The 25,217-nt window shown below is 42.8% G+C and carries 22 protein-coding genes; 10 read left to right on the top strand and 12 right to left on the bottom strand.

Features of this window, described 5'->3' with window-relative positions; genetic code table 11:
- Window positions 1-428: 428 nt before the first annotated feature.
- On the bottom strand, window positions 429-1,724 hold the full coding sequence (locus ACS8FB_RS09315; RefSeq protein WP_439262378.1) for a saccharopine dehydrogenase family protein: 1,296 nt from the start codon (window positions 1,722-1,724) through the stop codon (window positions 429-431).
- A gap of 465 nt (window positions 1,725-2,189) precedes the next feature.
- Here ACS8FB_RS09315 and ACS8FB_RS09310 point away from each other — a divergent pair, with 465 nt between their 5' ends.
- On the top strand, window positions 2,190-2,345 hold the full coding sequence (locus tag ACS8FB_RS09310; RefSeq protein ID WP_021814049.1) for a DUF1328 domain-containing protein: 156 nt from the start codon (window positions 2,190-2,192) through the stop codon (window positions 2,343-2,345).
- A 127-nt stretch (window positions 2,346-2,472) separates the two neighbouring features.
- On the opposite strand, the gene ACS8FB_RS09305 is transcribed toward ACS8FB_RS09310, so the two are convergent.
- The 5 genes from ACS8FB_RS09305 to ACS8FB_RS09285 form a co-directional block, all read right to left on the bottom strand.
- Window positions 2,473-2,766: a 4a-hydroxytetrahydrobiopterin dehydratase gene (locus ACS8FB_RS09305; RefSeq protein ID WP_299218597.1), complete on the bottom strand. Its 294-nt coding sequence runs from the start codon at window positions 2,764-2,766 to the stop codon at window positions 2,473-2,475.
- 359 nt (window positions 2,767-3,125) lie between these two features.
- Window positions 3,126-3,410: a GNAT family N-acetyltransferase gene (locus ACS8FB_RS09300; RefSeq protein ID WP_439262375.1), complete on the bottom strand. Its 285-nt coding sequence runs from the start codon at window positions 3,408-3,410 to the stop codon at window positions 3,126-3,128.
- Window positions 3,411-3,466: 56 nt separating this feature from the next.
- Window positions 3,467-4,810 (bottom strand): fatty acid desaturase family protein, encoded by a 1,344-nt coding sequence (locus tag ACS8FB_RS09295; protein WP_439262373.1) that lies wholly within the window; start codon window positions 4,808-4,810, stop codon window positions 3,467-3,469.
- 18 nt (window positions 4,811-4,828) lie between these two features.
- Window positions 4,829-4,966 (bottom strand): hypothetical protein, encoded by a 138-nt coding sequence (locus ACS8FB_RS09290; RefSeq protein WP_439262609.1) that lies wholly within the window; start codon window positions 4,964-4,966, stop codon window positions 4,829-4,831.
- 40 nt (window positions 4,967-5,006) lie between these two features.
- Window positions 5,007-5,966: an FAD-binding oxidoreductase gene (locus tag ACS8FB_RS09285; protein WP_439262371.1), complete on the bottom strand. Its 960-nt coding sequence runs from the start codon at window positions 5,964-5,966 to the stop codon at window positions 5,007-5,009.
- A 424-nt stretch (window positions 5,967-6,390) separates the two neighbouring features.
- Here ACS8FB_RS09285 and ettA point away from each other — a divergent pair, with 424 nt between their 5' ends.
- Window positions 6,391-8,052: an energy-dependent translational throttle protein EttA gene (ettA, locus tag ACS8FB_RS09280; protein ID WP_299218593.1), complete on the top strand. Its 1,662-nt coding sequence runs from the start codon at window positions 6,391-6,393 to the stop codon at window positions 8,050-8,052.
- Between the two features lie 95 nt (window positions 8,053-8,147).
- Here the strand turns inward: ettA and plsB are convergent, their stop codons facing one another.
- Window positions 8,148-10,853 carry a glycerol-3-phosphate 1-O-acyltransferase PlsB gene (gene plsB / locus ACS8FB_RS09275; RefSeq protein WP_439262369.1) on the bottom strand — a complete coding sequence of 902 codons (2,706 nt, stop codon included), beginning with the start codon at window positions 10,851-10,853 and terminating at the stop codon, window positions 8,148-8,150.
- Window positions 10,854-11,058: 205 nt separating this feature from the next.
- Between plsB and ybaK the strand changes: the two genes are divergently transcribed.
- Together ybaK and ACS8FB_RS09265 are read left to right on the top strand one after the other, a co-directional pair.
- Complete coding sequence (gene ybaK / locus ACS8FB_RS09270; RefSeq protein ID WP_439262367.1) at window positions 11,059-11,547, top strand: Cys-tRNA(Pro) deacylase; 489 nt, start codon at window positions 11,059-11,061, stop codon at window positions 11,545-11,547.
- An 88-nt stretch (window positions 11,548-11,635) separates the two neighbouring features.
- Window positions 11,636-12,010, top strand: coding sequence for a 5-carboxymethyl-2-hydroxymuconate Delta-isomerase (locus ACS8FB_RS09265; RefSeq protein ID WP_439262365.1), 375 nt, complete (start codon window positions 11,636-11,638; stop codon window positions 12,008-12,010).
- A 170-nt stretch (window positions 12,011-12,180) separates the two neighbouring features.
- Here ACS8FB_RS09265 and ACS8FB_RS09260 read toward each other — a convergent pair whose 3' ends face one another.
- The gene (locus tag ACS8FB_RS09260; RefSeq protein WP_439262363.1) at window positions 12,181-14,001 is read right to left on the bottom strand and encodes an acyl-CoA dehydrogenase C-terminal domain-containing protein; all 1,821 of its coding nucleotides are present in this window, start codon (window positions 13,999-14,001) and stop codon (window positions 12,181-12,183) included.
- Between the two features lie 419 nt (window positions 14,002-14,420).
- On the opposite strand from ACS8FB_RS09260, the gene ACS8FB_RS09255 reads away from it, so the two are divergent.
- Entirely contained in the window at window positions 14,421-15,509 is a 1,089-nt protein-coding gene (locus tag ACS8FB_RS09255) for an FUSC family protein (protein ID WP_439262361.1), read from the top strand.
- A 24-nt stretch (window positions 15,510-15,533) separates the two neighbouring features.
- Here ACS8FB_RS09255 and aroE read toward each other — a convergent pair whose 3' ends face one another.
- A complete protein-coding gene (gene aroE, locus ACS8FB_RS09250; RefSeq protein ID WP_439262360.1) occupies window positions 15,534-16,391 on the bottom strand; it encodes a shikimate dehydrogenase in 858 nt (285 codons plus the stop codon).
- Between the two features lie 609 nt (window positions 16,392-17,000).
- Here aroE and ACS8FB_RS09245 point away from each other — a divergent pair.
- Window positions 17,001-17,666, top strand: a complete 666-nt coding sequence (locus ACS8FB_RS09245; RefSeq protein WP_439262358.1) for a hypothetical protein — start codon at window positions 17,001-17,003, stop codon at window positions 17,664-17,666.
- A gap of 2 nt (window positions 17,667-17,668) precedes the next feature.
- On the top strand, window positions 17,669-18,691 hold the full coding sequence (locus ACS8FB_RS09240) for an aminotransferase class IV (RefSeq protein WP_439262356.1): 1,023 nt from the start codon (window positions 17,669-17,671) through the stop codon (window positions 18,689-18,691).
- On the opposite strand, the gene ACS8FB_RS09235 is transcribed toward ACS8FB_RS09240, so the two are convergent.
- Window positions 18,681-18,863: a DpnD/PcfM family protein gene (locus tag ACS8FB_RS09235; RefSeq protein ID WP_439262353.1), complete on the bottom strand. Its 183-nt coding sequence runs from the start codon at window positions 18,861-18,863 to the stop codon at window positions 18,681-18,683. The two genes, ACS8FB_RS09240 and ACS8FB_RS09235, sit on opposite strands and share 11 nt — an antisense overlap.
- Window positions 18,864-19,026: 163 nt before the next feature.
- Between ACS8FB_RS09235 and ACS8FB_RS09230 the strand changes: the two genes are divergently transcribed.
- Window positions 19,027-19,554, top strand: a complete 528-nt coding sequence (locus tag ACS8FB_RS09230; RefSeq protein ID WP_439262351.1) for a hypothetical protein — start codon at window positions 19,027-19,029, stop codon at window positions 19,552-19,554.
- Window positions 19,555-19,584: 30 nt separating this feature from the next.
- Here ACS8FB_RS09230 and ACS8FB_RS09225 read toward each other — a convergent pair whose 3' ends face one another.
- A complete protein-coding gene (locus ACS8FB_RS09225; protein ID WP_439262348.1) occupies window positions 19,585-20,349 on the bottom strand; it encodes a DpnI domain-containing protein in 765 nt (254 codons plus the stop codon).
- 170 nt (window positions 20,350-20,519) lie between these two features.
- Between ACS8FB_RS09225 and mltG the strand changes: the two genes are divergently transcribed.
- Window positions 20,520-21,785 (top strand): endolytic transglycosylase MltG, encoded by a 1,266-nt coding sequence (mltG, locus tag ACS8FB_RS09220; protein ID WP_439262346.1) that lies wholly within the window; start codon window positions 20,520-20,522, stop codon window positions 21,783-21,785.
- Window positions 21,786-21,883: 98 nt separating this feature from the next.
- The gene (gene tmk / locus ACS8FB_RS09215) at window positions 21,884-22,591 is read left to right on the top strand and encodes a dTMP kinase (RefSeq protein ID WP_439262343.1); all 708 of its coding nucleotides are present in this window, start codon (window positions 21,884-21,886) and stop codon (window positions 22,589-22,591) included.
- Between the two features lie 194 nt (window positions 22,592-22,785).
- Here the strand turns inward: tmk and ACS8FB_RS09210 are convergent, their stop codons facing one another.
- Window positions 22,786-25,107 carry a cation:proton antiporter gene (locus ACS8FB_RS09210; protein WP_439262340.1) on the bottom strand — a complete coding sequence of 774 codons (2,322 nt, stop codon included), beginning with the start codon at window positions 25,105-25,107 and terminating at the stop codon, window positions 22,786-22,788.
- Window positions 25,108-25,217 lie beyond the last annotated feature (110 nt).

Below are 25,217 nucleotides of genomic sequence, written 5' to 3'. Positions count from 1 at the left end.
TTTTCTTGCTCTTAACTTATCGTTTTTTAGCTATTTGAACTGGTTATTGGTATCTTATTTAATCAGTTTTATAGACACAATCTTCACAGGTTGATAACTTTATTAAGGGTACGTGATATAAATGAGTGCCGCTGTTTCATTGCATTAACGAAGTGTGTCGTTATGTGGCACATAACCATAAATTGGTAATAATACTTACGTACGAAATACACAATTATCGTTCTTTAACATTGCTGACCCTAATACTTATTTAGCACATTTACTAAATATTAGTTTAGTCGTGTGCTACTTCTTTTATTTTGACCCGACTGTCACTCTGTTAATTTACCCAGTCGTTTGAAAGTCTAAGACAGTAAAGCCCAAAGCAACAAAAAAGCCGCACTCTATAATTAAAGTGCGGCTATTATTAACAATATATTTTACGGTTATTATTGGTTAACGACTTCAAAGCTAAGACCAGCGTGAGTCTCTAAGCGCGTTAACAGCTTATCACCCATCGCAGAAGCGGGTGTCCAAAAACCACCTAACACATCCTCTTTAGCGATATCTTGAGCAAGACATAAGGCTGATTGAGCAAGCATACGTGAGGTGCTGCCATAGCCTGGGTCTTTATCGCCTGTGACCTTAGTATTGATACTATCCTTGTTAGCAGTCTCACCAAAAAAACGAATGTCAAAGTAACCGTTTTCTTGTTCAGACTTAGAAGGTCCAGAGCCTGACTTTGGTAAGATATGTTTTGAGAGCAGCTCGCGACTTGGCTTAAATACCATTGCCGTAGCAAAGCTCAATAATCCTGCACTCATACCATAACTCATCAACTTGCCTTTCACCCCATCCTTCATCCACATTGCTTCATCATATTTAAACTCACGACCATATTCGTAGCCCAAAAGCTGATTACTGCGGTGAACGATGCGCGTATTAATACTTGCCATTACAAACGGCGCCAACCAGCGCTTGTGTTCATCATCATACTCAGGTCGGCTGACATTCTCTTGACGCACACTAGGCGCGTCTTTATCATCATTGAGTAAGTAGGGGTTAGCAACTTGCTTACGGCGCTCTTTATCTTGACCGACTTCTTCAAATATAGTGGCCATAGAAGCAACTGTACCGCCCGACAAACCACCTTTTGCCGCTTTTACTCTCATATTGATGACCGTACAGGCTTCATCAAACTGCTTCTCAGCTTGTTGCTGGGTGTAGTAAACACCTAGGTCTGAGGGGATAGAGTCAAATCCGCACGAATTAACAATACGTGCGCCGCTTTGCTTCGCAGCGTCTTGATATTTGTCCATCATATCTTTAATAAAAATGGCTTCGCCTGTAAGGTCGACATAGTCGGTACCATTTTTGGTACACGATTTAATCAAAGGTTCGCCATATTTGAGGTAGGGACCAACCGTTGAGATAATAACTTGTGTTTGTTCGGTCATCTTATCCAGACTGGCATCATCATTACTATTAGCGACGATGATATCGATCTTCGCTTTAGTATCTCCATTCTGCTGCGCTGAGCTGAGCTCAGATTGCAGTTTTTCTAATTTTTCTTGGTCGCGACCAGCGATTGCCCAAGTGACGGACTGCGTATCTCCATCATTTTGCTTACTGGTACCTGCCAAAAATTGCGCTAAATAGTGCGCAGTAATTTGACCGACAAAACTCGTTGCACCGTATAAAACGACAGCATATGTACGTTGTTGAGTATCCATATCATTATTCATATTTTTTCCTTACTATTTTTTAGATAAATGAGAGCAGAGTAATGCTTATATTTTTACGTCATATAAACGTTTGATAGCGTTATGAGCTCAAAGTCAACTTAGAACCATACCAGTTATATATCAGTTTGATAAACGACCAATAACCCAACTTTGTCCAAAACAGGGCAATGAGCATACATAAGTTACATAACATATCGTGATCATTACCAAACTGAACGTTTATCTGCTCTAAAAGGTTGTTAATCTACTACTACACCTTATAAGAAATAATATTAACAACAATAAGCATTAAGAGTAATCGAATTTAGCGAACCTGACAGTATTGATCGTTTATAGAACTGATTGTTTGTAGGTTGATAACCGATCATATTGCTAATATGCGCTGGTTTGCTGGTTTGCTGGTTTGCTGGTTTGCTGGTTTGCTTTATTCGTATTCTGGATGTTTTTTATTTAAGGAGAAGGATTATGTTTCGTTGGGCGATTATATTTGCTGTTATTGCGCTATTAGCAAGTTTGTTAGGGTTTGGCGGCGTTGCTGGACTATCTGCTAATTTGGCCTATATTTTCTTAGCAGTAGCAGTTATCTTGTTTATCGTGGCGTTTGTTAGCCGTAAAATGTAAACAGCACAACATATTCATAATTGATAAATGCTGCTTATTTAAAATTAAAAAACGTCCTCAAGTGAGGACGTTTTTATTTGTGTTTTCACTAAGTCGGTATTAATTAAAAATATTGAGCAATACAATCTTATAGACGTTTAGGTTGAATAATATGTTCCATACGTTTTGCTAAGCGAATATCATGGCTGGTAATACCGCCCGTATCATTAGTCGTCAAACGTACCTCGACGATGTTATAAATATTTTTCCATTCAGGATGATGCTCAAGTGCTTCAGCATAGAATGCTGCTTGATTCATAAAACTCATGGCTTCGACGAAGTTACTAAAATGGTAAGTTTTTACTATACTGTTCCCATCACGCTGCCAACCAGTAAGGTCTTCTAGCTGCATATCAACTTGTTTGTCGGATAAACTACTCATACCGATATCCTTTATTATTATGTCGTGGTTAATAAGAGTGTTGTCGTCATTGATTAAAATGCTATCAATAATCGCACCTTTTTTATTGTTAAAACTGGTATTTTATTTTAACTATTACTACTTTGTACTTATATTCAAGCGTATTACGTGTCGCTACTTACTAGAGAACGAAAAACCCACCTATCCTTTATATCCTGCCATATATCCATGGATAAATATATAGTGAGATAGCTTAAATAGATAGGTAGGCAAGAGGTTAGTCGGTTCTGTTAGGTAAGATTAAGGCAGCCCATTTAAATGCTTAGGCGTACTATGACAGGTATTTTAGGCTGTCATATTGATACTGTCTCATACAGCTACTACACCAAGTCTTTGTATTCTGGATGCTTGCTAATATAAGAGGATACAAACGAGCATTGTGGCACGACTTTTTTATCATGATCGCGTGCATAGTCTAGAGCATGTTTGACTAATTTTGAACCCACTCCGCGCCCGCCAAGCGCTGGCGGTACAATCGTATGGTCATAAACCAAAGCATCACCACGTTCTTGATAACTAATATAGCCAGTTTGACCTTCTATCGTAGTCTCAAAGCGATTGCGATCTTCATTATGCGTGATATCTAACGGTTGTTGATTACTCATATAAATCTCCAGTTATTGGGTATATTTTATTGATGTGATTCAACATAGAATAAAGATTATTTATAATAAAATAAAGCATGACGCACGACGGGTGGCAAATATTTACTCAGACCTTGCGTAACAGTTAAGGACGTCTTTGCTTGGCTTGTCTCATTATTTTTATCCATAACCATTTGCGTTTGCAAGTATGAATCTCGCTTATCATTACTTGGTTTACTAAAGTGATAAATACGTTTAATGACTTGGGTAAGCTGCGCACCAAAGCTGCCTGTATTGTAAGGTAGGCCATACTTTTTGCATATCTCTTGTACTTGCGGGGCCACGCGTGTGTAATGGTTGGCTGGCATATCAGGATAAATATGATGTTCAATTTGATGCGACAAATGACCGGTCAAAATATGGAACCACTTGCGACCTGTGATGTTGCTTGATCCTAATATCTGTCTGGTATACCAGTCGCCGCGACTCTCATTGTCATCTAAATGCGTATAGATATGTGCCTGCTCGGTAAAATGACCACAAAATATCACCGCCCAAGTCCAAACATTACGTACGATATTGGCAGTCACGTTGCCACTGGCTGTCGTCATAGCACTACGCGCGCCAAATACCAGCCCACTAAACATAGGCAGAACCAGATAATCTTTGCCTATTTGTCGCTTTATCTTGTCAAATAGCGCTTGTGACTTGGGTGTCATGACATCTACCAAGTGCGCGTCATGTGCATATTCATCAACACTGATCTGAATATCGTGAAAGGCCACTGCCCATTCAAACCCTAATGCCAGTATCATGGTGATCAATAAATTATTACTATCGCTTGGCGTCCAAGGCTGCTCATCGGTCACTCGAATCAGATGATACCCCACATCGTGGTCACGACCAACGATGTTGGTAAAGGTATGGTGTAAGTAATTGTGCGAGTGCTGCCAAAGCGGCGCAGGACAGACAATGTCCCAATCGAACTTTTGACTGTTCAGATGCGGATGCTGCATCCAATCATACTGACCGTGCATGACATTGTGACCAAGCTCCATGTTGTTTAATATCTTGCTAAAACTTAGTAAAGAAGTACCTAATAGCCAAATGCTCAATTGCTTACGGCGTGAAGAGGGACATGCGGCAACAGCAAGCAGACCACGTGCTAGTATTTCACTATAAACGACAGCAGCATAAATGCGCTGAATATAGCGCGCATCCTCTGCACCAAGCGATGCCATGACACTCTGATATAACGCATCTAACTCAGCAGCCATCGTCTCAGTTTGTGCCTTTGATAGGGGCGCGCTGCTTAATGTCGGGTAACGAGTCTGCGCTACCCATCGCTTATCTACTACAGACTGAATAGGGGTAGTAGGGAGCGCGGATCGAGCACTAAACATAGGCGGTAATAAACGCATAAAAAGTCCTTTATTATATTAAATATCGAGCACAACATCGGTTACAGGTACATTAATACAAGTCTGAATAGACTCAAAACCTTCACCGCTGACAACCCCTGTCTGGATGTTTTTGACTTGACCGCTGATTTTTTGGCAGCGGCACAGATGACAAATGCCTTGACGACAACCATAGGGCAGGCGTATACCCGCCGCTTCAGCGCTTCAGCGCTTCAGCGCTTTTGAGCAAAGTAGTACGGCTAGTAAACTGCCGCTGTCGTCCGCGTAAATGTACGGTTCGCGCTATGCTATCAGTCTCGCTTCCTTCCTGATCGTGATGATTAGCACTCGTCCCAAAGCGTTCTATCGTGATGTTATCGAGTAGCGATGCTGTATTTTCAACAGTCAAATCATTTACTGATTGGTACAGGCTTGATAACAAAGACTGTGACCCGCAGGCATATATCTGCGTTTGAGCGAGCGGTAGTCCAAGCGCAAGTAGGCTATTCTTGGTCAGGTATCGATTGTCTGCAAGATAAGTGCTGACATCTTGCGTTGCAATCAGATGATAACGAAACGCAGGATAAGTTGCGGCCAGTGCTGTCCAAAAAGACGTCAATATGGATGTTTGATTATAGTGAAGCAAAGTGACTGGTTGTTTATCCTTGAGCGCCTGCGTGACTAAGCCTAACATCGGCGTAATACCGCTACCACTAGCGATACACAATATCGGTGTCGGTTCCTCTAGCGTCTGTGACAGGACAAAACTGCCGTTTGGAACACTGCACGCAAAAACATCTCCAAGCAATGCTTGCTGAGTCAAGTATTTTGATACCAAACCTTGAGGTTTAATAGCGATAGTAAGCGTGTGCGGTTTTTTACTTTGCCACCATAATGCTTGCCGAGGTAAACCAAGCAGTGAATACTGACGCTGATGATGAATACCGTCTATTGGTACGATTAAGCTTAAGTGCTGCCCGCCATGCCAGAGATTGTTCGATTGTTGTCGAAAAGCATGGTTGGTTTCAAACTGTAGAGCTATCAGATCATCGTTCAATGTGTGCTTGGCTAACAATCGTAGCTTAGGGGCAGTCAATGACCAAAAAGAATGTATATGCGTGCTGACAAAGTCCACAAAAACGCGCTGAATACGCTCAGGGTGGTAGCCAGTCATCATAAATAAAGCACCTGTTTGCTAAGAATTGCTACGCGAATTGTAAATATTAAGCTTAAAATCACTTTGACCAAATTATTGTTTTATTAAGTTATATTAATATAATAACCCTTGTTAATTAATTTTATAGTTTGATTGATGCAAAATTTTGTAGGTTTTATAAAACAAAAATCTATCAGCAGTTAATTTTATCTATTACTATTTTTTATAGCGTCTACAAGTTTATTCTTATCTTTTATCAGAAATGAGTAGCAGAAGTATTAAAAACGACTAAACATACCAGAAAACAAGCTGTCAGCTTGCAGGGCATGCGCCACAATGCGATAATAGCAGACAATTTATAACCCTGATTTTTGAGGCGCAGTTCACTTAGCATCATTGCTAACTGTGATGACAGTCCTCGTCTATGTAGTCTATCGGAGTGTTAATGGCTCAATATATTTACACGATGAACAACGTGTCAAAACTTGTTCCGCCTAAGCGCGAAATTCTAAAAAATATCAATTTATCGTTTTTCCCAGGTGCCAAAATCGGTGTACTCGGTATCAACGGTTCTGGCAAATCGACTTTGCTACGTATCATGGCAGGCGTCGATACTGAATTTAGCGGTGAAGCACGCGCACAAACGGGTACTAAGGTTGGCTACTTGCCGCAGGAGCCACAGCTTGATGATAGCAAAGATGTTCGTGGTAATGTCGAAGATGGCATGCGTGAAGCATTAGATGCGCTTGCCCGTCTCGATGCAATTTATGCTGAATACGCAGAACCTGATGCCGATTTTGATAAGCTTGCTGAAGAACAAGGCAAGATGGAAGACATCATTCAAGCTTGGGATGCGCATAACTTAAATACTCAGCTAGAAAAAGCGGCTGATGCACTACGTCTGCCGCCATGGGATGCTGATGTTAGCAAACTGTCAGGCGGTGAAAAACGCCGTGTGGCCTTATGTCGTTTGTTACTGTCGCGCCCTGATATGCTATTGCTTGATGAGCCGACCAACCATTTGGACGCTGAATCTGTCGCTTGGCTTGAGCTGTTCTTACAGAACTATAGCGGTACTATCGTGGCCATTACCCATGATCGTTATTTCTTGGACAACGTTGCTCAGTGGATCTTAGAGCTGGACCGTGGTCATGGCTATCCTTATGAGGGCAACTATACAGAGTGGCTTGAGCAAAAGAATAACCGTCTTGAACAGCAAAATAAACAAGAAGAATCATTTGCTAAAGCACTCAAAAAAGAGCTTGAGTGGATTCGTAAAAACCAAAAAGGTCAGCAGGCCAAGTCCAAATCTCGTGTACAGCGTTTTGAAGAGCTAAACTCACAAGAGTTCCAAAAACGTAACGAGACCTCTGAGATTTATATTCCACCTGGTCCACGTTTGGGTAACAAAGTCATTGAAGTCAATGATATCTCTAAGTCATTCGGTGATCGTTTGCTTTATGAAAACTTAAGCTTTAACGTTCCAGCGGGTGCTATCGTCGGTATCATCGGTCCAAATGGTGCGGGCAAAACCACGCTATTTAATATGATTACCGAACGAGATACGCCAGATACAGGCTCGGTTGACTTGGGTGAAAGCGTTAAAGTCGCTTATGTCGGTCAGGTACGTGACAACTTAGATGACAATAAAACAGTCTGGGAAGAAGTGTCTGACGGCTTAGATATCATTACTGTTGGTGACTATACTACGCCAAGTCGTGCTTATATTGGTCGCTTTAACTTTAAAGGCTCAGATCAGCAAAAGCACGTCGGGCAGCTATCCGGTGGTGAGCGTAACCGTCTACAATTGGCAAAAACTTTGAAGCAGGGTGCCAACGTTTTGCTTCTTGATGAACCCTCAAACGATTTGGATATTGAGACCCTACGTGCGCTAGAGGATGCGATTCAAGTATTCCCAGGTACGGTCATGGTGGTCTCGCATGATCGCTGGTTCCTTGACCGTATCGCCACGCATATCCTAGCCTTTGAAGAAGAAGGGCCGATTTGGTATGACGGTAACTACACAGAATTTGAAGCGTATCGCAAAAAAACGATGGGTGACGATGCCGGTCCTAAGCGTATGAAGTATAAAAAGATTTCTACCTAGCTTGTCGGCTTAAAAACCTCAAGTTTTATACAATAAAAAAAGACCTCTAATTATTAGAGGTCTTTTTTATTAGCATATAAAGAAGCAAGTACGCCCTAACGCTTAAGACCAAATTTGCGCTGCTTTTTATTACTAATCTCAGTAATCGCATGGGCGATCTCTTCATCATCAAGACTGGCGATTTGCTGCAAAATTTGCATCATGTCAGGGCTTAGTACATATTTAGCATGATGAGCGATATCGTCAATACGCTGATCGAAGTTTAGCACGCCTGTGTCTTTATCTACTTGTAAGTAGTTCAGACGAGTCAGTGCTGTGACAAAACTTAAGAACAAGGAGCGATCAAAGAAATCAGGAATATCATCAGCATACAATACTGATAAACGTTGACCAAGCAGATGACAAAGATCAACTACTTCTTCTGTGGTCAAGTTTCCTGAGCCTTGTTGTGACAACAACGCCAAGGTCATAAAGTAACGCTCAAGACTCTGGGCAACAGGAGCGGCGAGGACTTCTAGCTGCTGATAACAGCTACTATTAGCATCTGGCACACTGAGCATGCCATCACCTAAGTCGATAATTAGGCCATGATCGATCAGGTTGTCGATTTTTTGATTAAGCGTATCCATCAGACCGTGCGCTGGATAGTATAAAAACAGCTCGCTTTGCAAGAAAGGATACATCTGAGTAACGATATCATCAAGACGGCTGCGACTCACGCGACCATTGCGTGCGACCAGTGCAGCTAAGAAAGACAATAGGATAAATACATGCAAAATGTTATTACGGAAATAGCTCAATAGCGCGGCTTGCTTGCCAGCGACTTGAATGATATCACCCAAAATATGCGGTATACGCTCAATAAGTTTGAGCTTGATACCATAGTCGATGATTTTTTGCGGGCTCATATCTGTGACGATAGTGTCATCAGAGTAGGGTATTTGACGCGCAATACCTTGATATAGGGCGATTTGTTCGCGGCAGATGTCTTCATCAAGAGCCGCTTTTGGCGCTGATAGTAAGACTAGAGACAGTAATGATACGGGATTGACGACCGCCGCTTTATTGATATGCTGCATGATCTTTACACCAATATTATCAACCATGGCACTGGCTTTTTCATCAAGTGGCGTATCGGTACGATCAGCGGGTAAGCTATCAGCAGGCACATCGAATTTTTGCATAAAGTCGCTTAGGTGCAGCGGTGTGCCAAAGCTTAAATGTACATTACCAAAAATACGCTCAATTTTGCGTCCAACTTTTAGTAACCCAATTAAGGATTCGGACTCTTTTGGCTTGCCTTTTAGCTCGCCGATATAAGTGCCACCTTCCATAATGCGCTCATAACCAATATAGGTCGGAATAAAGACTACGGGTTTATTGGTTTGGCGTAGCTGACTATGTATCGTCATCGCTAGCATGCCCATCTTTGGTGGTAGCAAGCGTCCTGAGCGTGAGCGTCCGCCTTCTATAAAGTATTCAATCGGCGTATTACGAGTAATAAGCGTGTGCATATACTCACGTAACACTGCGGTATAAAGCGCATTACCACGAAAACTACGACGAATATAAAAAGCCACAGCACCGCGTAACAAAGGTCCTAATACTGGAACATCTAAGTTGTCGCCCGCTGCCACATAAGGAATGCTCAGACCGCGCTTATAAATAACGTAGGATAAGAGCAAGTAATCAACATGGCTACGATGACAGGGCACATAGATGATTTCATGATCGGTTGCAAGCTCACGTACGCGCTCAAAATGATGGACGTCGACGCCGTCATACAGTTGCGTCCATAACCAAGTTAAAAATTTATCAAAGACTCGAATGATAGAATGAGAGTAATCATTGACCATCTCATTTGCATAGTTTCTAGCAAGCCCGCGTGCTTCACGGACGCTAATGTCTTTTTCATCCGCTTCGATCTGTGTGGCATGTTGAATGGCAGGTGAGTAGATCAGCTTATCTACCAAATTGCGCCGATCTGATAAGTCAGGACCGAGCATAGTAGTACGCTGATTATCAAGATATGTATGAAGCTCTTGCTGTAAGTCGCGTACCAACTCACGGTTGGCATCTGCTACTGGCACTAACGCGTGACGTCCATCTCGGCTATCTGCAGTGTCTGCAACTCCGAGCTTATCTGATGACTCATCGTGCAAACGGTTATAAATAATGGTGCGTAAGTCTTTTGGCGCATGAAACTGGACAAAGGTATCGCGTCCCATCACACCAATATTAAATAATTGCTTGGTAATACTTGGATCTTGCCAGTTATCTGCCATCAATAGCTTAAACAACGAGTCCTCTTTTTCAGGCGCGCGGCCCCAAAGAATCGATACTGGTACTAGGCGTATTTGTAAGTCTGGATGTTGTAGAATGGCCGCGACCAAACGTGACAAGCGCGGCGATAATTGATTGTCTTTGGCTTTAGGATGATGCAAAAATATGATGCCAGCATTTTCGTTGACATCATGTATGCTGTCTTTTACGCTCATCAGTGCAGGTGGTAGCTTATGCTCGCCAGTTTGTAGATCGATCAAAATACTATTAGAGCGCGAATAATCCTGTAGCACATAAAAGGTCAGCGTTTGATCATCATTATCGAATACTGGCAGCTCACCTAAAAGCTTTGCTTTGACTGCGACATCAAGTGCCTGTCCCGATATTTTTCGGTATAACTGATTGATGGGTGCATTGGTATAAGTCGTCGCAGCTGACGACTTGCTAGCCTCAGAGTTGGCTTGCGCTTTGGACGTTCGGTTTTTTAAGAGCTTGTTTTTTAGGAAACTGGGTATCATAATCAAAAGTCAGACTTTGTAAAATGTAATGCGCTTATGATGCCATAAAAGTAGTCAAAGCGATATATGGTGTCGGTATCTGTGCTGAATATATTATAAATGCTAACGTGTCCAAGTTAACAGTACCTTTATATACCAGTGTTTTGATATAGCGTTAATTGAACACTATTATCCGTTTTTATTTTAAGTTTAATGAGAGTGCCCTATGACTCCTGCTATTAAGATTGCTAAGCAGTGTCGCCTTGACTATCAGCTGCATGAGTATGTCCATGATAGTAGTGCGACGTCTTTTGGTTTAGAGGCTGCTGAAAAGCTTGGTATAAAAGCTGCGCAAGTTTTCAAAACATTGGTGGTAGAGACAGATACTGGCACGTTAGCTGTTGCTCTTGTACCAGTCGATACCATCTTGAACTTTAAAAAAATGGCTAAAGCCCTTTCTTCTAATAAAGTGCTGCCCTGTAAAAAAGTGCAAATGGCCGATCCAAAGCGCGTTGCACGTAGTACAGGTTATGTGCTCGGCGGTGTAAGCCCACTGGGGCAAAAGAAGCGTTTGATCACGATAATCGATATAACGGCTAAAGATCAGCCTACCATCTATGTCAGTGCTGGACGCCGCGGGCTTGAGATTGAGCTACCGCCATTACAACTGGCTAAAACGCTTGGCGCTCTTTTTGAAGATATTGCCGATACATGATGGCTATTTTCAAGAGTCCTATAAAATAACCAGACGTACTAATCTTGTCTTCATACGTAAATTTTTAACCCATTATAAGGACGTATTCATGCCGCATTTAACTATCCAAGCATCTCCCAATGTCAGTATCTCTCACGAAGAGTCGTTACTCAAATCTTTAAATAAAGTATTATGGGATAGTGGTCATTTTGGTAAGCCAACTGATATTAAAGCGCGAATAATCCCTATCGATACGTTTTTGGTTGGAGTTGAGAATGATGAGCAAGCATATGGTTTTATCTATGCACATTTAAAATTGATGCCAGGTCGTGACAGTGGTGTCCGTGAGCAATTGGCACAGCTATTGGTGGCTACGATAGAGGATACATTAGGCGAGGAGCAATCGGGGCGAGCATCGCTACAAGTATGCGTAGAAGTGGAGGAGATCAGTCCTATTTATCAAAAAAAGCTGCTCGGTAGCTAGCATTGGTTTTTAACTGAAAGTATTTTTAACTGAAAGCTTTTTAACCTTTATGTCATTTGAAATCATACTTGCTTATTTAATTACTTAATTATAAAAAAAGCGCCCAGCTATTGAAAGTTGGGCGCTTTTTACTTTTCTTAAGTTCAATTAAGCTTAGGTGCTACTTAAGATTAGTCTAAAAAGGCAAAGTTCTCGATATCCATCGCCGTCATACTTTCACTTGGTGCAACCATACTCTCAGCATGTCCTGATGTACGTGGCAAGATTTTGTCAAAATAAAACTCTGCCGTTTGGACTTTGGCTTTATAAAACTCTGGTGACTCAGTACCCCCATTTTTAAGCTTGTCATAAGCGACTGCTGCCATACGCGCCCAGTGATAGCCCATCATTATGTAGCCTGAATACATCAAAAAGTCTTCTGAGGCCGCTGAGATCACTTCACGGTCTTTACGTGCCATGAGCATCAAACGTACCGTAAGCGTGTTCCACTCGGCACATAGTTTAGTCAATGCCCAAACAAACTTACGCATGTCTTTATCGAGTGCATACTCGCCACACCATTTCATAATGCTTGACGTATAGTCACGGATGATTTTGCCTTTAGACTGCAAGATAACCTTACGGCCTAACAAATCAAGCGCCTGTACGCCAGTCGTGCCTTCATACAATGTAGCGATACGGGCATCACGAGCGATGAGCTCCATACCCCATTCTTTGATATAGCCGTGACCACCGTAGATTTGCTGACCATGCTTAGCTGCTTCGATACCTAGTTCGGTCAAAAAGCCTTTTAGGATTGGCGTATAAAAGCCTAGTTTATCGTCCCATTTTTCAAACTCATCATCATCACCATTAGCAACGCCTTGTGCCATCTTATCCGCATAACGCGCTGAGTGATAAATCATCGAACGTCCACCTTCGGCAAAGGCTTTTTGCGTCAGCAGCATCCGGCGTACATCCGCATGGTGAATGATGGCATCCGCTACTTTTTCAGGGTCTTTGGTCCCTGATAGGGCACGCATAGAGCGACGCTCCTTGGCATAGGGTAGGGCATTTTGAAATGACAGCTCGGTATGGGCCAGACCTTGAATACCCGTACCAATACGGGCCGTATTCATAAAGGTAAACATCGCTTTGAGGCCTTTATTTGGCTCACCAATTAAATAGCCAACAGCATCATCAAAGTTCAATACACAAGTTGATGAAGAGCTGATGCCCATTTTGTGTTCGATAGAACCACAAGTGACGCCATTGCGCTCGCCCACTTCACCATCATCATTAGGAAGGAATTTTGGTACGATGAATAATGAGATACCGCGGGTGCCTTCAGGTGCGCCAGGTAAGCGTGCTAGTACGATATGAATGATGTTTTCAGTCAAATCGTGTTCACCGCTTGAGATGAAAATTTTAGTACCGCTAATCTTATAACTGTCGTCCTCTTGCGGGATTGCTTTTGATTTGACTTGTCCCAAATCTGTACCGCATTGTGGCTCAGTTAGGCACATCGTACCTGCCCATGAGCCGTCAACCAATTTATGTAAATAAGTCTCTTTTTGCTCGTCAGTACCATATTGCATTAGCGTATTGATGCAACCTGTTGAGAGGCCAGGATACATTGCCCAAGGCCAGTTGGCTGTACCAATCATCTCAGCTTTAATCAGGTTAATAGACATGGGCAGGTTCATACCGCCGTATTCTTCAGGGTATGAAATGCCTTGCCAGCCGCCCTCAACAAACTGATTATAAGCTTCCTTAAAGCCTTTAGGAGTTGTCACGACGCCGTTTTCAAAATGACAACCTTCTGCATCAGCAGGCTGATAAAGAGGGGCTAAGACGTTTTCTGAAAAATCAGCCATGCCCTGTAAAATCATATCGATGGTTTCAGGGTCAGCATTTGCGCCATTGTCTAAGTCTTTATAATGCGTTTGAAAGTCAAATACATCGTTAATCAAAAACTTAATATCACGTAAAGGAGCTTTGTAAGTTAACATAGTTGATCTCTTTATTTGGTTTGCTCTAGTACGACCGATGGCTGGTTTTTATAAGCTTGTATTCGTATTAGAGATAAGAATGGATAAATACGGTTGGTTATCGCTATTAGATTATTATCGTTATAATCACAATGTACTGAGTAAAATGACAAGCTATGTGAATACTGGTCATATGTATATGATTAGTATAAATGTTCTTTTGAGACAAATATACAATGCATAATTAATTTTCATGACTTGATGGTTTAGATATTAATTTAATTTATCAAATAGCAATAGGTTTCTTAATATAGAAGAGGATTGCGATGGTTAGGGCTGTCTAACTTAAGCTATGAACAGTAAGCACAAACAATGTATGAGGGTAATAATTTATGAACGTGTATGGGTTCTTCACATCGCTAAAACAGAAGGGACAATAAATGCTCGCTTATATTAAGCATTTAATTCGTGGAGAGCTTGATCATTTGCTCACGGTCAATCGAAGCCGCCGACCATGGCATATGCCGATCATCGCTGCTATAGCCATCAGTTTTCCAGTCTTTGTTGGCGCATATTTTGGGGTACTACATGCAGGGATTAAGGCGTCTTTAGGAGCCATGGTTATATTAAACTTACCATTTGTAGGCGGGTTGCCTTATCGTTTAGTGACGGTGATGGCGTGGAGCTTTGCGATGACGCTTTGCTTTGCGCTCGGACTGATTGCGCAGCAAGTGCCCTTACTAAAACTACCAGTATTTGCGCTGATTGCCTTTAGCGTTGTTGTTTTCGGTCGCTATTATCGTCAGCCGCCGCCTGCCGGACTGTTTGTCATGATGGCGGGTGCAATTGCTCTATTCATTCCTGTTTCAGCTGAACAGATATTATCAGCCACTGGGCTTGTGATGTTGGGCAGTGGTTTTTCAATGTTTATGGCACTTTTATATACGCTGTTTTTATTAGTGACGCGCCCCTCTACTGCTGTGCCAGAGTATCGTTATGAGCCAGATATAATCAGTGACAGTATCATCGTTGCAAGTTTTGTTAGCTTGGCATTATCGATAGCAGTGCTGCTAGACATGCCTTATCCATACTGGGCTGCGGTCAGTTGTTTTATTATTATTCAAGGCATACAAATGCGCACGATATGGATTAAACAGCTGCATCGTCTGCTGGGTACCTTAGTAGGTATGGTGGTTGCCGGCTGGATGTTGTCTTGGAATCTATCAATGTGGGAGGTGGCGCTCGCAATACTGCTTATGATGCTGTGTATTGAATCGCTGGTTGATCGACATTACGGACTGGCCGTAATACTGATCACTCCGTTAACGATATTTATCGCTGAGTATGGCAGTGTTACCTCGCTTGCGCAGGCGAGTGTCCAAGAGATTATTCGGGCGCGAATGCTCGATACTGCGCTAGGCTGCGCGGTAGGCTTGAGTGGAGGGCTGGCGATACATTCAGTCAAGCTACGCGTACCGCTACGGCGCATAGAAAAATGGCTATTAGTACGTTTTTCATCTTCGCCCTAATAGCACTTTATGGTTACGAGCCGCTTATTGCTTCTTATTTGCTTGAATCGCAGTGGTCGCTTGAGTCACGTCGATACTATGAGCGGTCCAACGCTCAAAGCTTAATGCAGCTTGGCCGATGAGCATCCCATAACCGTCTGAGGTTTGCGCGCCGCGCGCGGCAAAATGCTGTAAAAAGGGCAGTGCGCGTCCATACATCATATCGTAGGCATAGTGGCAGTCTAAACTTTGCTGAAGTGGTAAAGTCTCGCCTGTTAGCCCAATGGAAGTAGCGTTGATAATCAAGTCGAACTGCCCTGTCAGCTCAGTCGTTGCACACATGGCGATGGGGTGATTGTTAATCGTCTCACTGGCTGCGCTAAGCTCATCGACCAACACTTCAGCTTTACTCAACGTTCGATTCGCAAGGGTCAGTTGTCCAATACCTGCTTGAATCAGTGGCAGTATCACCCCACGTGCTGCGCCGCCTGCGCCAATGATAGCGACACGAGCGTTTGTAAGCGGCCAATCTAAGCTCATCATATGATTGACCAAACCTTGACCGTCGGTATTATCACCATATAGCGTCTTATCTTTTGACGAATCATCACTGACTAACAGTAACGTATTGACCGCGCCTGCGATACGCGCATGTTCAGATAGACCGCCTTGAGATTGACAAGATGCGTAAGCGAGTTGTTTAAAAGGTACTGTCACATTGGCACCCACGCCGCCACCATTAAAAAACGCCTCAACAACTGCGTTGAAGCTTGCGGCATCATCAGGACAGTATTGACGTTGATAGCTAATATCAATACCCACTTGCGCGGCAAATACTTGATGAATCTCCGGGGATTTACTATGAGCAATAGGATTGCCAATAACGATAAAATGCTGGGTCATAAACGGTCCACTAGCGCTGTAGTCAATATAAATAATAAAAGTCGGTGCACTGTAGCTATAAAATGTCTTGCTTATTGTACGCTTTGCCAGACAGAGGATTCATAAAATTTATCTGAGTAACTCTGCAAGTCTTTTAGATTGTATTCATGATAACAAAGAAATAATAAGCAGCAAAAGAGAGAAAATTAAACAGTGCTTACTCATCATAGGGGATAACAATGTTTTTAACAAATTTGCACCTTCTACGATTGTTATCCGTAACGTAAAGGCTAGTCAAGCGCTGGGCAGTTGGGTACACTGTTGGCATAATGGCATTATAATTATGACAGTAAAGAGCGGCACAATGAGCCAAGCTTAAGCTAATAAATGGCGCATTTATTGCAAGCGCACTTGTTATAGAAGTTGTCGTATAAGTATAACTGAAGCATAGAATATTTATCATATAGGTCGTTGCTTGACCGCATTTATGATATCGATAGCCTATGACAGTAATAACAATATGTATTGATAATGCACCGTGTAGATAACTATTCTTTTCATTATTGGCAAGCCGCACCATTAACGGCTGGTTAATATAATTTATACCCAAAAAGTGTGAGTAAATTGCCCATGTGGAATAACAGCCTACAGACCTTTGCGGTCAGTATAGTGATAGCAGCTGGTGTCTCATTGAGCGCGTGTAATGCCCCAACGCAAGAAACCCCCTCTGAGGCAGTGTCTGATAGTACAGCTGAGCAGGCCAAACCTGAACAAGCAAATCCTACGCCAGAGACAGATTTGGATGGTGCGACAGTTGAGCAAGGCACGCCAGTCAAATATGATGTTTCTTCATGGGGTGACAAACAAGTCCAGCCTGTAAGCGTACAAGAGGTCGATCAAATAAAATCAACGTTTGGCAAGGTCGTCACCACTGATGAGAATAGCTTGGACTACGCCAGTAACCCGGCAGTCAAGTACCGTTTTATGGATACAGATGCGCCTTATCTGGACTTGATTGACTCTGAAAAGTATCTTGAGCTTGGTTGGTATTTCGCCAATCCTACTGACTCAGATAAAGAAAAAGAGCTGAGTAAAGCCCATGCGAAAAAGTCCTATCAGCTTGCGCGTCAGCTTATGAATGATGATGGCGGAAAAGTCATCTCAGATATGCTCAGAGGTCAAATCATAAAAAACAAAACCATTGGTGGACAAAAGATAGAGCTTGGCAAATGCGAGTTTTATAGTTGCATGCTGGTGCTAAATAAATCAGGTGAGCAACCAGCGAAAGACAGCTAGGTATGATAGCTAAGCTCAATAACAGTGAGTCCAATAGTAGTCAGCTTATTAACCATGTCTCGACATGGCAGCGCCTATATCCGCAGTCTGATAATGTGGTTGCCAATGTAGATAACGCCGTTATAACCCCAGATAACCGCGGGCTGGCTTATGGAGATGGATTCTTTACTACCATAGGTGTCATTGAAGGCTCGATATTATGGCCAGAGTATCATTATCAAAGACTGCTCTCTCACGCTCATGCATTACAATTAGACGTCGATAGCGACTCGCTACTCACCACTTTGCAAGCCCACGCTCAGCAGCTACAACAAGGGGTGATAAAAGTCATCATCACGCGTGCTGTACAAGCTGTGCGTGGTTATGGTTTTGCAGCAGATATGGATGCTAGCTCTTGTGAGGTTTGGTTAAAAGCAACCGCTATGACTATCGATACCGCGCAGCATACTCAGCTGCCAGATGGTCACAGTGTATTGATACAACCTACTACATCGGCGGTATGTCTAACCACGCAACTTGCTTGCTTGCCGCCACCGTTAGCGGGTCTCAAAAGCCTTAACCGACTTGATAATGTACTGGCGAGCGGTGAGCTCCAACGTCTTAAAGCTAAATCATTAGAGTCCGATGCAGAATTGGGCGTTGGTGAAGGATTGGTACGTGATATGAGCGGTAGCTGGGTGGAGGGCACGATGAGAAATGTCTTTTATCAGTTATCTAACGCCCAATCGACTGACACTAGCGATAAAGCCAAAGCCAATTATTCTGATGATTTTCTATTATCAGGTCAGTGGTTTACACCGCCGTTGACACAATCAGGTGTCGCTGGGGTGATGCGCCAAGTCATTATTGATGCTTTCGCTAAGACTAAGACGCCAGTGATTATGCGCGCGTTAAATGATGATGATTTGCCAAATTTACGTGGTTTGTTTTTTTGCAATGCTTTGCGTGGGGTGATGCCTATTGATGGGCTTAGGTTGTTGGGTGGGGAAGTGGTTAAGTTATCTTCTACCCTGCCTAATAAATAATAAATTTAGTATCTATCATATCATCAGGATATAACACAATATCTTCATTTCTATATTTTTCGCTCGCTTTTAGTATAGCGGTTTCGCCATCCTCGGCAGTCACTTCTATGAGAGCGCTCATCGTTTCTATTACCTCTATTTGATAAGTTCTCAATCCTTTTTTATCTGACATTGTTTGCCTCTCCTATTTTAAGTCAATACATTCAATATTATGGTTTTTTGCATAGCAAAAGGTCTTAGAAGAAGTGATCGTCTTTTGTTACGTGGACTTGTGCAATAAAGTAAATCGATCAATGATCCTTTTTAAATAATGAATGTCAAAAGGATAAACGTTGATGTATCCAGTTTATGAAGAAAAGAGAATCCCGCTACAAGTTCGTCGCTTAATGGCTTTTGATGAAATTTGCCAATTAGCGAAAAGCAAACCAGATGAAATAGTGCATTTATCACCTTATACTCAATTAGCGTTTGGCGTCATGTATTTACGAGATTTTAAAAGGTTCGTAGCTTTTGGCGGTGTGTTTGAGTATGCGCACACACGTGAGGAAGTCATTGAGCAACGTATCAATGTAATTCCTAGCGATGAGCTGGTTATGTGTGCATTAACCGTCAACTTAAAACCATTTACTAAACCAGCGCGCAATGCGTTTCAACTGTTATGGCAGTGGAACAGTTATGTGAAAAACAGGATGCATGCTTATATCGATTATCGTGAAGAGCATTTCTTTAAAATTAACGATGAGATTGATTGGGAATATCCAGCGCATAAGTTTCATGAGCGCCTAGTTGCCACCGCGCGTTTACCACTATGGGATGATAAAGATGAACTAATTGCTGATGTTTATCGTGATAAAAAAGAATAGCCTAGACCTGAGCGTTATAACGAGACGCGCTTAGTATAATTTCCGATAGTGACCGGGGCTTACAAACTCAATAATGCCTTTATCACGTAGCACCTGTAATTGCTGGCGGATTTTGGGATTGATATGTTTATTTTTAGGATGCTTAAGCTGAAGCTCATTGGCAAAAGCATAAACTTGCTGTAGCGTGAATTTGTCATCCAGTCTGTCAACACACTGCCAAACATCTAACGTCCAACCACGTGTCTGCTGTGTTTGCTCACGTAAAAATAAGGTCTTTTGAAACTGCTGGGTAACTTTTTCGCGCAGTATTACTTGTTGGTCTTTGACTAAAAACACTTTTCCTGATTCTGGCACTTTACGCAAGTCGATATTGCAGCCAACCCAACCTGCGCGTTTGGCAGTTATTGATAAAGGTTTACGTTTTACAATCATATCCGGCTTAAAAAAATGCTTAGGAATGATCAAAAAATCATTAACGGTGCATTCTTTGGAGTAAGTCAAAAAGAAAAAACTTGGGTTATCTTCACTGTTGATACGTTCAATCATAGTTTTATAAGCGCCATCATTGATGATATTGCTTAATTTTGCCTTTTTACTTTTCAGCTCGTATTGCTCGTCACAGTTTGAACAATAAAAATCAGCGACCGGCCTGCCATTAGCAAATTCAAATAACGGCTGAGTGCTACAGTTGGGGCAGTAACCATTGTTTTTCACCCATGCCTCACTAAGTACCCGAATTTTTTGAGCTTGAGAGTTATAGTTTTTAGCAAGGCTTTGATCGAAATGTAGATTCATAATAAGTTTTCGTTATTAATAGGTGAGCGTAGAAATACCAATAAAAGGCATTAGTATTAAGCCATATAACTTAGCCTAAATGCCAAGTTAATCGCCAAGCTAAACAAATACCATTGAAAAGCACACGGTTCAATGCTAAATTCTAGCAAACATCTGCCTCGCGAGTTGCCATGAGCAAGCCTACACCTGAAATACCTCCTGAACGTCCAAATGATCCTGCATCAGACAAGCGAGACGGCACTATTAACGACCCTCTTAAGACGCCTCAAGACATTGAGACTGACGACAAAGCACCAGCGACGGATATTTCTTTGGTCAATGGTCAAAACACCCCGCGCGAGTACAAAAAAGACAATCAGTCGTTTTTTATGCAGCGTGGTTATCAGATTTTATTGGTATTGGGACTGATTGCTGCCTTTTTATTGGTGATGGTCTATCAAACGTTGTTTGGTCGTATCGAGCAGCCTGAGCAAAAGGTGACGATTGAGCAGGGCGACACTTATTACGGCTTGCTTCCACAATGGCAACAGCAAATCCCGCTGTTTTCTGCCAGTATTGCTAAGTTTTATATCAAGTCGCAAGTAGATGCACCGCTACATGCAGGTATCTATCAATTACCAGAAAACCCGACGATAGCAGAAGCATTGCATGTCTTACAACAAGGCGCAAAGGTGGCGATGGTAAAAGTACAAATTATCGAAGGCAAGACAGCTAAAGATCTATATCAAAATCTACGCGACAACCCAGGCATCAAAAAAGAAGTACTGACCGCTGATAGTGATAACGCTAGTATCGCAAAAGCGCTGGATCTGGTGGGTATACTGCCTGATTCGGTGATCAATAGCGACGATCCTATTGTTAGCTACAACCTTGAAGGGTGGTTCACTCCTGATACCTATTATTATGGCGAAGATGCCAGTGACAAGCAGGTCTTGACGGATCTGTATAAGCGCCAGCAGCAAGCATTGACCCTAGCTTGGGAAAACCGCGCAGCTGATTTGCCATATAAGACGCCTTATGAAGCATTGATTATGGCGTCGATTATCGAAAAAGAAACCAGTGTGCCTGAAGAGCGCGAGCTGGTAGCTGCCGTATTCACCAATCGATTGAATAAAGGGATGCGCCTACAGACGGATCCGACCATTATTTATGGTATGGGTAGCCGCTACGATGGCAATATCCGCCGACAAGACATCGACGAAAAGACATCTTACAACACTTATCAAATTAATGGTTTGCCGCCCACGCCTATTGCACTGCCATCTGCTGCTTCTATCGAAGCCACATTGCATCCAGCTGATAGCGAAGCCTTATATTTTGTGGCGACAGGCAATGGAGGTCATAAGTTTACCAATAGCTTAGACGAACATAACCAAGCGGTAAGAGACTACTTAAAGGTCATGCGTGAAAGAAAGTCCCAAACACCGCCAGAGTAAGAGAGTAGCAACGAGACTTGGTTACGAGCGTTAAAGGCTCGGTAACCATTTTTGTTTTGCATAAAGATATTTGAAATAACTATAAAAAAGGCAGGCTCATGTCAGCATCCATAAACACACAAGCGGCCCAACTGGCTATTCAAAAAGGAGCGTCTGACGTAGAAACGCCAAGCAAGAATGGACGCTTTATCAGCTTTGAGGGTACCGAAGGTGTGGGCAAAACAACAGCTATCGAGCAGCTTTGCACGCGTTTAGAGATGGCGGGTATTGACTATCTGCGGACACGTGAGCCTGGCGGTAGTCCATTCGCTGAGCGTCTGCGTGCCATTTTATTAGACCCTACGACCGACATCAACGATGACACGGAGCTATTGCTATTGTTTGCCGCTCGCTGCGATCATATTCAGCAAGTAATTGTACCAGCATTACAACGCGGTACTTGGGTTATCTGTGATCGCTTTACAGACTCTACTATCGCCTACCAAGGCTTTGGCCGTGCGCAGGGTAATAGTGAAGTATTGACAAAAATAGAGACGCTTATTGCACAGTTTGTTCCAAAATTGCCTGAGCTGACACTTTGGCTGGATTTACCTGTACTTGAGGGTATGAGCCGTGCAGGTAAACGTAGCGTAGCCGATCGCTTTGAGCAGCAGGCGCTAGCATTTTTTACGCAAGTATATACAGGGTTTGATACGCTTGCTACTGCACATCCTGAGCGTATTCGTCGCATTGATGCGTCAGGCACTGCTGATGAGGTTAGCGCACGTATATGGCAAGAGGTCGAATCTCAGTTTAAGTTTAATTAACGATGCTGTTATTCGATGCTATGATTTAACTTTACGATTCAACGTGATTGGTAGATGTTCGAAATGCTTTAGTTGTTAATTAATAACGGTTAACGAGCAACTATTAAACTAATAGATATAAAAAACCCCAGCTATTATAAGCTGGGGTTTTTCTATTGCCTTAGAACAAAATACTCTTACTAAGCTAAACGCTTTTACTGCTTATCTGAACTGTCATCAGCTTTTATCTCGACGGTGTCAGTCTTAGCAGCAGTCTCTTTATCAGCAGTAGTATTTTTATCCGTGTCAGGTAGACGGTTTGGATCCAACGACCCTTTCTTGTTTTTGGGTGCACTGCCACTACCATTAGCGTTGGCTTTTAATGCAGCGACTGAGCCTGACACTTTTTGCGCGGGCTTTGTCGTCTCAGTAACTTTATTAGCGGCTTTAGAGGATGCAATGGCATTCTCTTGACTATTGGTTACAGGGCTGATCGATTTTTCTTTGGCAGTCACGTTATTTGACTCTGTCAGCGAATCTGCTGCTGATGTAGCGTTTGACTGTGCCGGTTGGCTTTGACTCTGGTCATCTACATCAGCTTTCGTTGCTGTTGCGTTATCTTGTTCAGATTCATCGGCCAGCTCTTCAGTCATCTCTTTTTCTTTGCGTTTTTCAGGCGCTTTAGAGTTGGCTTCAAAATGTGCATCAGCGACGGCACGTGCTTGTACTTGTTTGTCAGTCACGTCTACAGGTTTTGGTTGTATATCGTCATCGACGACCAAAGCGACCAGCTTACGATCACGGGGCACAACACCATCGAATTTGTCCGTAATCACACTCAGCTTGCCTTCTTTATCGAGTGTATATAAAGGGACAAATTGTTTGTTATCCGCTTTGTATTGCTCAAAGCTATAGCTGTCAGTGATATTGGTAATCTTGATACGCGCTTTTTTAGATAGCATGCTGGCAAGCTTGGTGTAAGTAACGTCTTTGCCAAACAGCCACTGAGAATGGAAGTTTGATTGTTTGGTATCGCGCTCATTTTTGACTTTTTCGTCGCTGAACTTTAGACGAAATATCTTTTGTTCACCGAATTCATGACGATAATGTATCTCAGATAAGGTGTTTAGCTCTTTATCTGTACTCATGGCAAACAGATGACCGATACCGATCAGATCGAGATGATGGTCAGCGTGATCCGAGACTGGATTACCAAAATAAGTGCGTAGGCCACTCATACGAGCACCGGCGATATTGGTATAGTTGTTGTGCGCTACGATCACATCAAAGCCCTGATCTCGTAAAGACGTCGCTACTAATAACGCGATGGGGTTTGAGCCGACGACCAAAATGCCGTTGGTAGCAGGCTCACGCACGCCCAGCAAATTACCAACCATTTTTGCGCCCAAGCCTTGGATCATAACCGTGCCAATGATGACCATAAAGACCAGCGGTACTAATAGCTCAACACCTTGAATATCATACTCTTGTAGACGAATGGCAAACAGTGATGAGATGGCGGCGGCGACGATACCACGCGGACCAATCCAGCTAATCATCAGCTTTTCATTGGTCTTTAAGTTGGAGCCAATAGAAGACGCCCAAACAGAGAGCGGACGCGCGATGAACATCACGATGGCCAGCAATATAATCCCTGCAAAACCTACACTCATAAGACTTGCCAGCTCTACACGAGCCGCAAGAATAATGAATAATACGGAGATCAATAAAACAGTCAACGACTCGTTAAATTCCAAAATCGTATCGCGCGGGAAGTTTGGCCAGTTCGCCAGTGCCACGCCAAGTACAGTCACGGTTAAAAGACCAGACTCGTGCTCTAAATGGTTCGATATCGAAAATAGTACTAAGACAAAGGCGAGGGTAAAGACATTGCGTAAAAACTCAGGCACCATATGACGACGCATTAAGAACGCCAATACCCACGCGCCCGCCATACCAAGCGCTGTCGCTAAAACCACAATCTTAGCAAATAGCAAAAGACTGCTGGCCTCACCGCCTGAGATGATGTACTCATACACCAATACCACGGCAATCGCACCGATAGGATCGATGATGATACCTTCCCACTTGAGGATATTAGAGATGGTTTTATTTGGACGTACACTACGTAGTAACGGCATAATCACCGTTGGCCCAGTCACACAAACCAGCGCACCAAATAATAACGCAATCAAAGGGTCGACATCGAACAATAAATAGGTCGATAGCGCCACTACCGCGATGGTAATGACCACCCCGATTGACACCAGCATCTGCACCACGGTTCCATGCTGCTTGATTTCATCAAACTCAAGTGTCAACGAGCCTTCAAACAAAATAATGGCCACACCTAAAGAGATAATAGGGAACATAAGCTCGCCTAAAACCAAATCAGGGTCAAAGTAACCCAATACTGGACCGACAATAATGCCGATCAGCAACAAAAACAAAATGGACGGTTGCTTTAAGTACCAAGCCAACCATTGGGCCGCGATGCCGATCCCAACCACGCCGGATAACAATAGGGCGGTATCCATAAATTAATCCTTTTATAAGCTTGTCATACTGCACATACGTTAGGGGGACGCTTACAATCTAACAGCGACTCTTGATAAGCGTAAAATAGACCCTAACTTTTATGATAGTA

Origin of the sequence: Psychrobacter sp. 1U1 (assembly GCF_051847535.1) — a bacterium.
Lineage (GTDB): Bacteria > Pseudomonadota > Gammaproteobacteria > Pseudomonadales > Moraxellaceae > Psychrobacter > Psychrobacter saeujeotis.
This window is presented reverse-complemented; position numbering and strand designations above follow the sequence as displayed.

What these genes read in the sequence shown, in the direction of transcription:
- ACS8FB_RS09315 (WP_439262378.1), bottom strand. Translation starts at nt 1,724, where the DNA reads ATGAATAATGATATGGATACTCAACAACGTACATATGCTGTCGTTTTA.
- ACS8FB_RS09310 (WP_021814049.1), top strand. Translation starts at nt 2,190, where the DNA reads ATGTTTCGTTGGGCGATTATATTTGCTGTTATTGCGCTATTAGCAAGT.
- ACS8FB_RS09305 (WP_299218597.1), bottom strand. Translation starts at nt 2,766, where the DNA reads ATGAGTAGTTTATCCGACAAACAAGTTGATATGCAGCTAGAAGACCTT.
- ACS8FB_RS09300 (WP_439262375.1), bottom strand. Translation starts at nt 3,410, where the DNA reads ATGAGTAATCAACAACCGTTAGATATCACGCATAATGAAGATCGCAAT.
- ACS8FB_RS09295 (WP_439262373.1), bottom strand. Translation starts at nt 4,810, where the DNA reads ATGCGTTTATTACCGCCTATGTTTAGTGCTCGATCCGCGCTCCCTACT.
- ACS8FB_RS09285 (WP_439262371.1), bottom strand. Translation starts at nt 5,966, where the DNA reads ATGATGACTGGCTACCACCCTGAGCGTATTCAGCGCGTTTTTGTGGAC.
- ettA (WP_299218593.1), top strand. Translation starts at nt 6,391, where the DNA reads ATGGCTCAATATATTTACACGATGAACAACGTGTCAAAACTTGTTCCG.
- plsB (WP_439262369.1), bottom strand. Translation starts at nt 10,853, where the DNA reads ATGATACCCAGTTTCCTAAAAAACAAGCTCTTAAAAAACCGAACGTCC.
- ybaK (WP_439262367.1), top strand. Translation starts at nt 11,059, where the DNA reads ATGACTCCTGCTATTAAGATTGCTAAGCAGTGTCGCCTTGACTATCAG.
- ACS8FB_RS09265 (WP_439262365.1), top strand. Translation starts at nt 11,636, where the DNA reads ATGCCGCATTTAACTATCCAAGCATCTCCCAATGTCAGTATCTCTCAC.
- ACS8FB_RS09260 (WP_439262363.1), bottom strand. Translation starts at nt 14,001, where the DNA reads ATGTTAACTTACAAAGCTCCTTTACGTGATATTAAGTTTTTGATTAAC.
- ACS8FB_RS09255 (WP_439262361.1), top strand. Translation starts at nt 14,421, where the DNA reads ATGCTCGCTTATATTAAGCATTTAATTCGTGGAGAGCTTGATCATTTG.
- aroE (WP_439262360.1), bottom strand. Translation starts at nt 16,391, where the DNA reads ATGACCCAGCATTTTATCGTTATTGGCAATCCTATTGCTCATAGTAAA.
- ACS8FB_RS09245 (WP_439262358.1), top strand. Translation starts at nt 17,001, where the DNA reads ATGTGGAATAACAGCCTACAGACCTTTGCGGTCAGTATAGTGATAGCA.
- ACS8FB_RS09240 (WP_439262356.1), top strand. Translation starts at nt 17,669, where the DNA reads ATGATAGCTAAGCTCAATAACAGTGAGTCCAATAGTAGTCAGCTTATT.
- ACS8FB_RS09235 (WP_439262353.1), bottom strand. Translation starts at nt 18,863, where the DNA reads ATGTCAGATAAAAAAGGATTGAGAACTTATCAAATAGAGGTAATAGAA.
- ACS8FB_RS09230 (WP_439262351.1), top strand. Translation starts at nt 19,027, where the DNA reads ATGTATCCAGTTTATGAAGAAAAGAGAATCCCGCTACAAGTTCGTCGC.
- ACS8FB_RS09225 (WP_439262348.1), bottom strand. Translation starts at nt 20,349, where the DNA reads ATGAATCTACATTTCGATCAAAGCCTTGCTAAAAACTATAACTCTCAA.
- mltG (WP_439262346.1), top strand. Translation starts at nt 20,520, where the DNA reads ATGAGCAAGCCTACACCTGAAATACCTCCTGAACGTCCAAATGATCCT.
- tmk (WP_439262343.1), top strand. Translation starts at nt 21,884, where the DNA reads ATGTCAGCATCCATAAACACACAAGCGGCCCAACTGGCTATTCAAAAA.
- ACS8FB_RS09210 (WP_439262340.1), bottom strand. Translation starts at nt 25,107, where the DNA reads ATGGATACCGCCCTATTGTTATCCGGCGTGGTTGGGATCGGCATCGCG.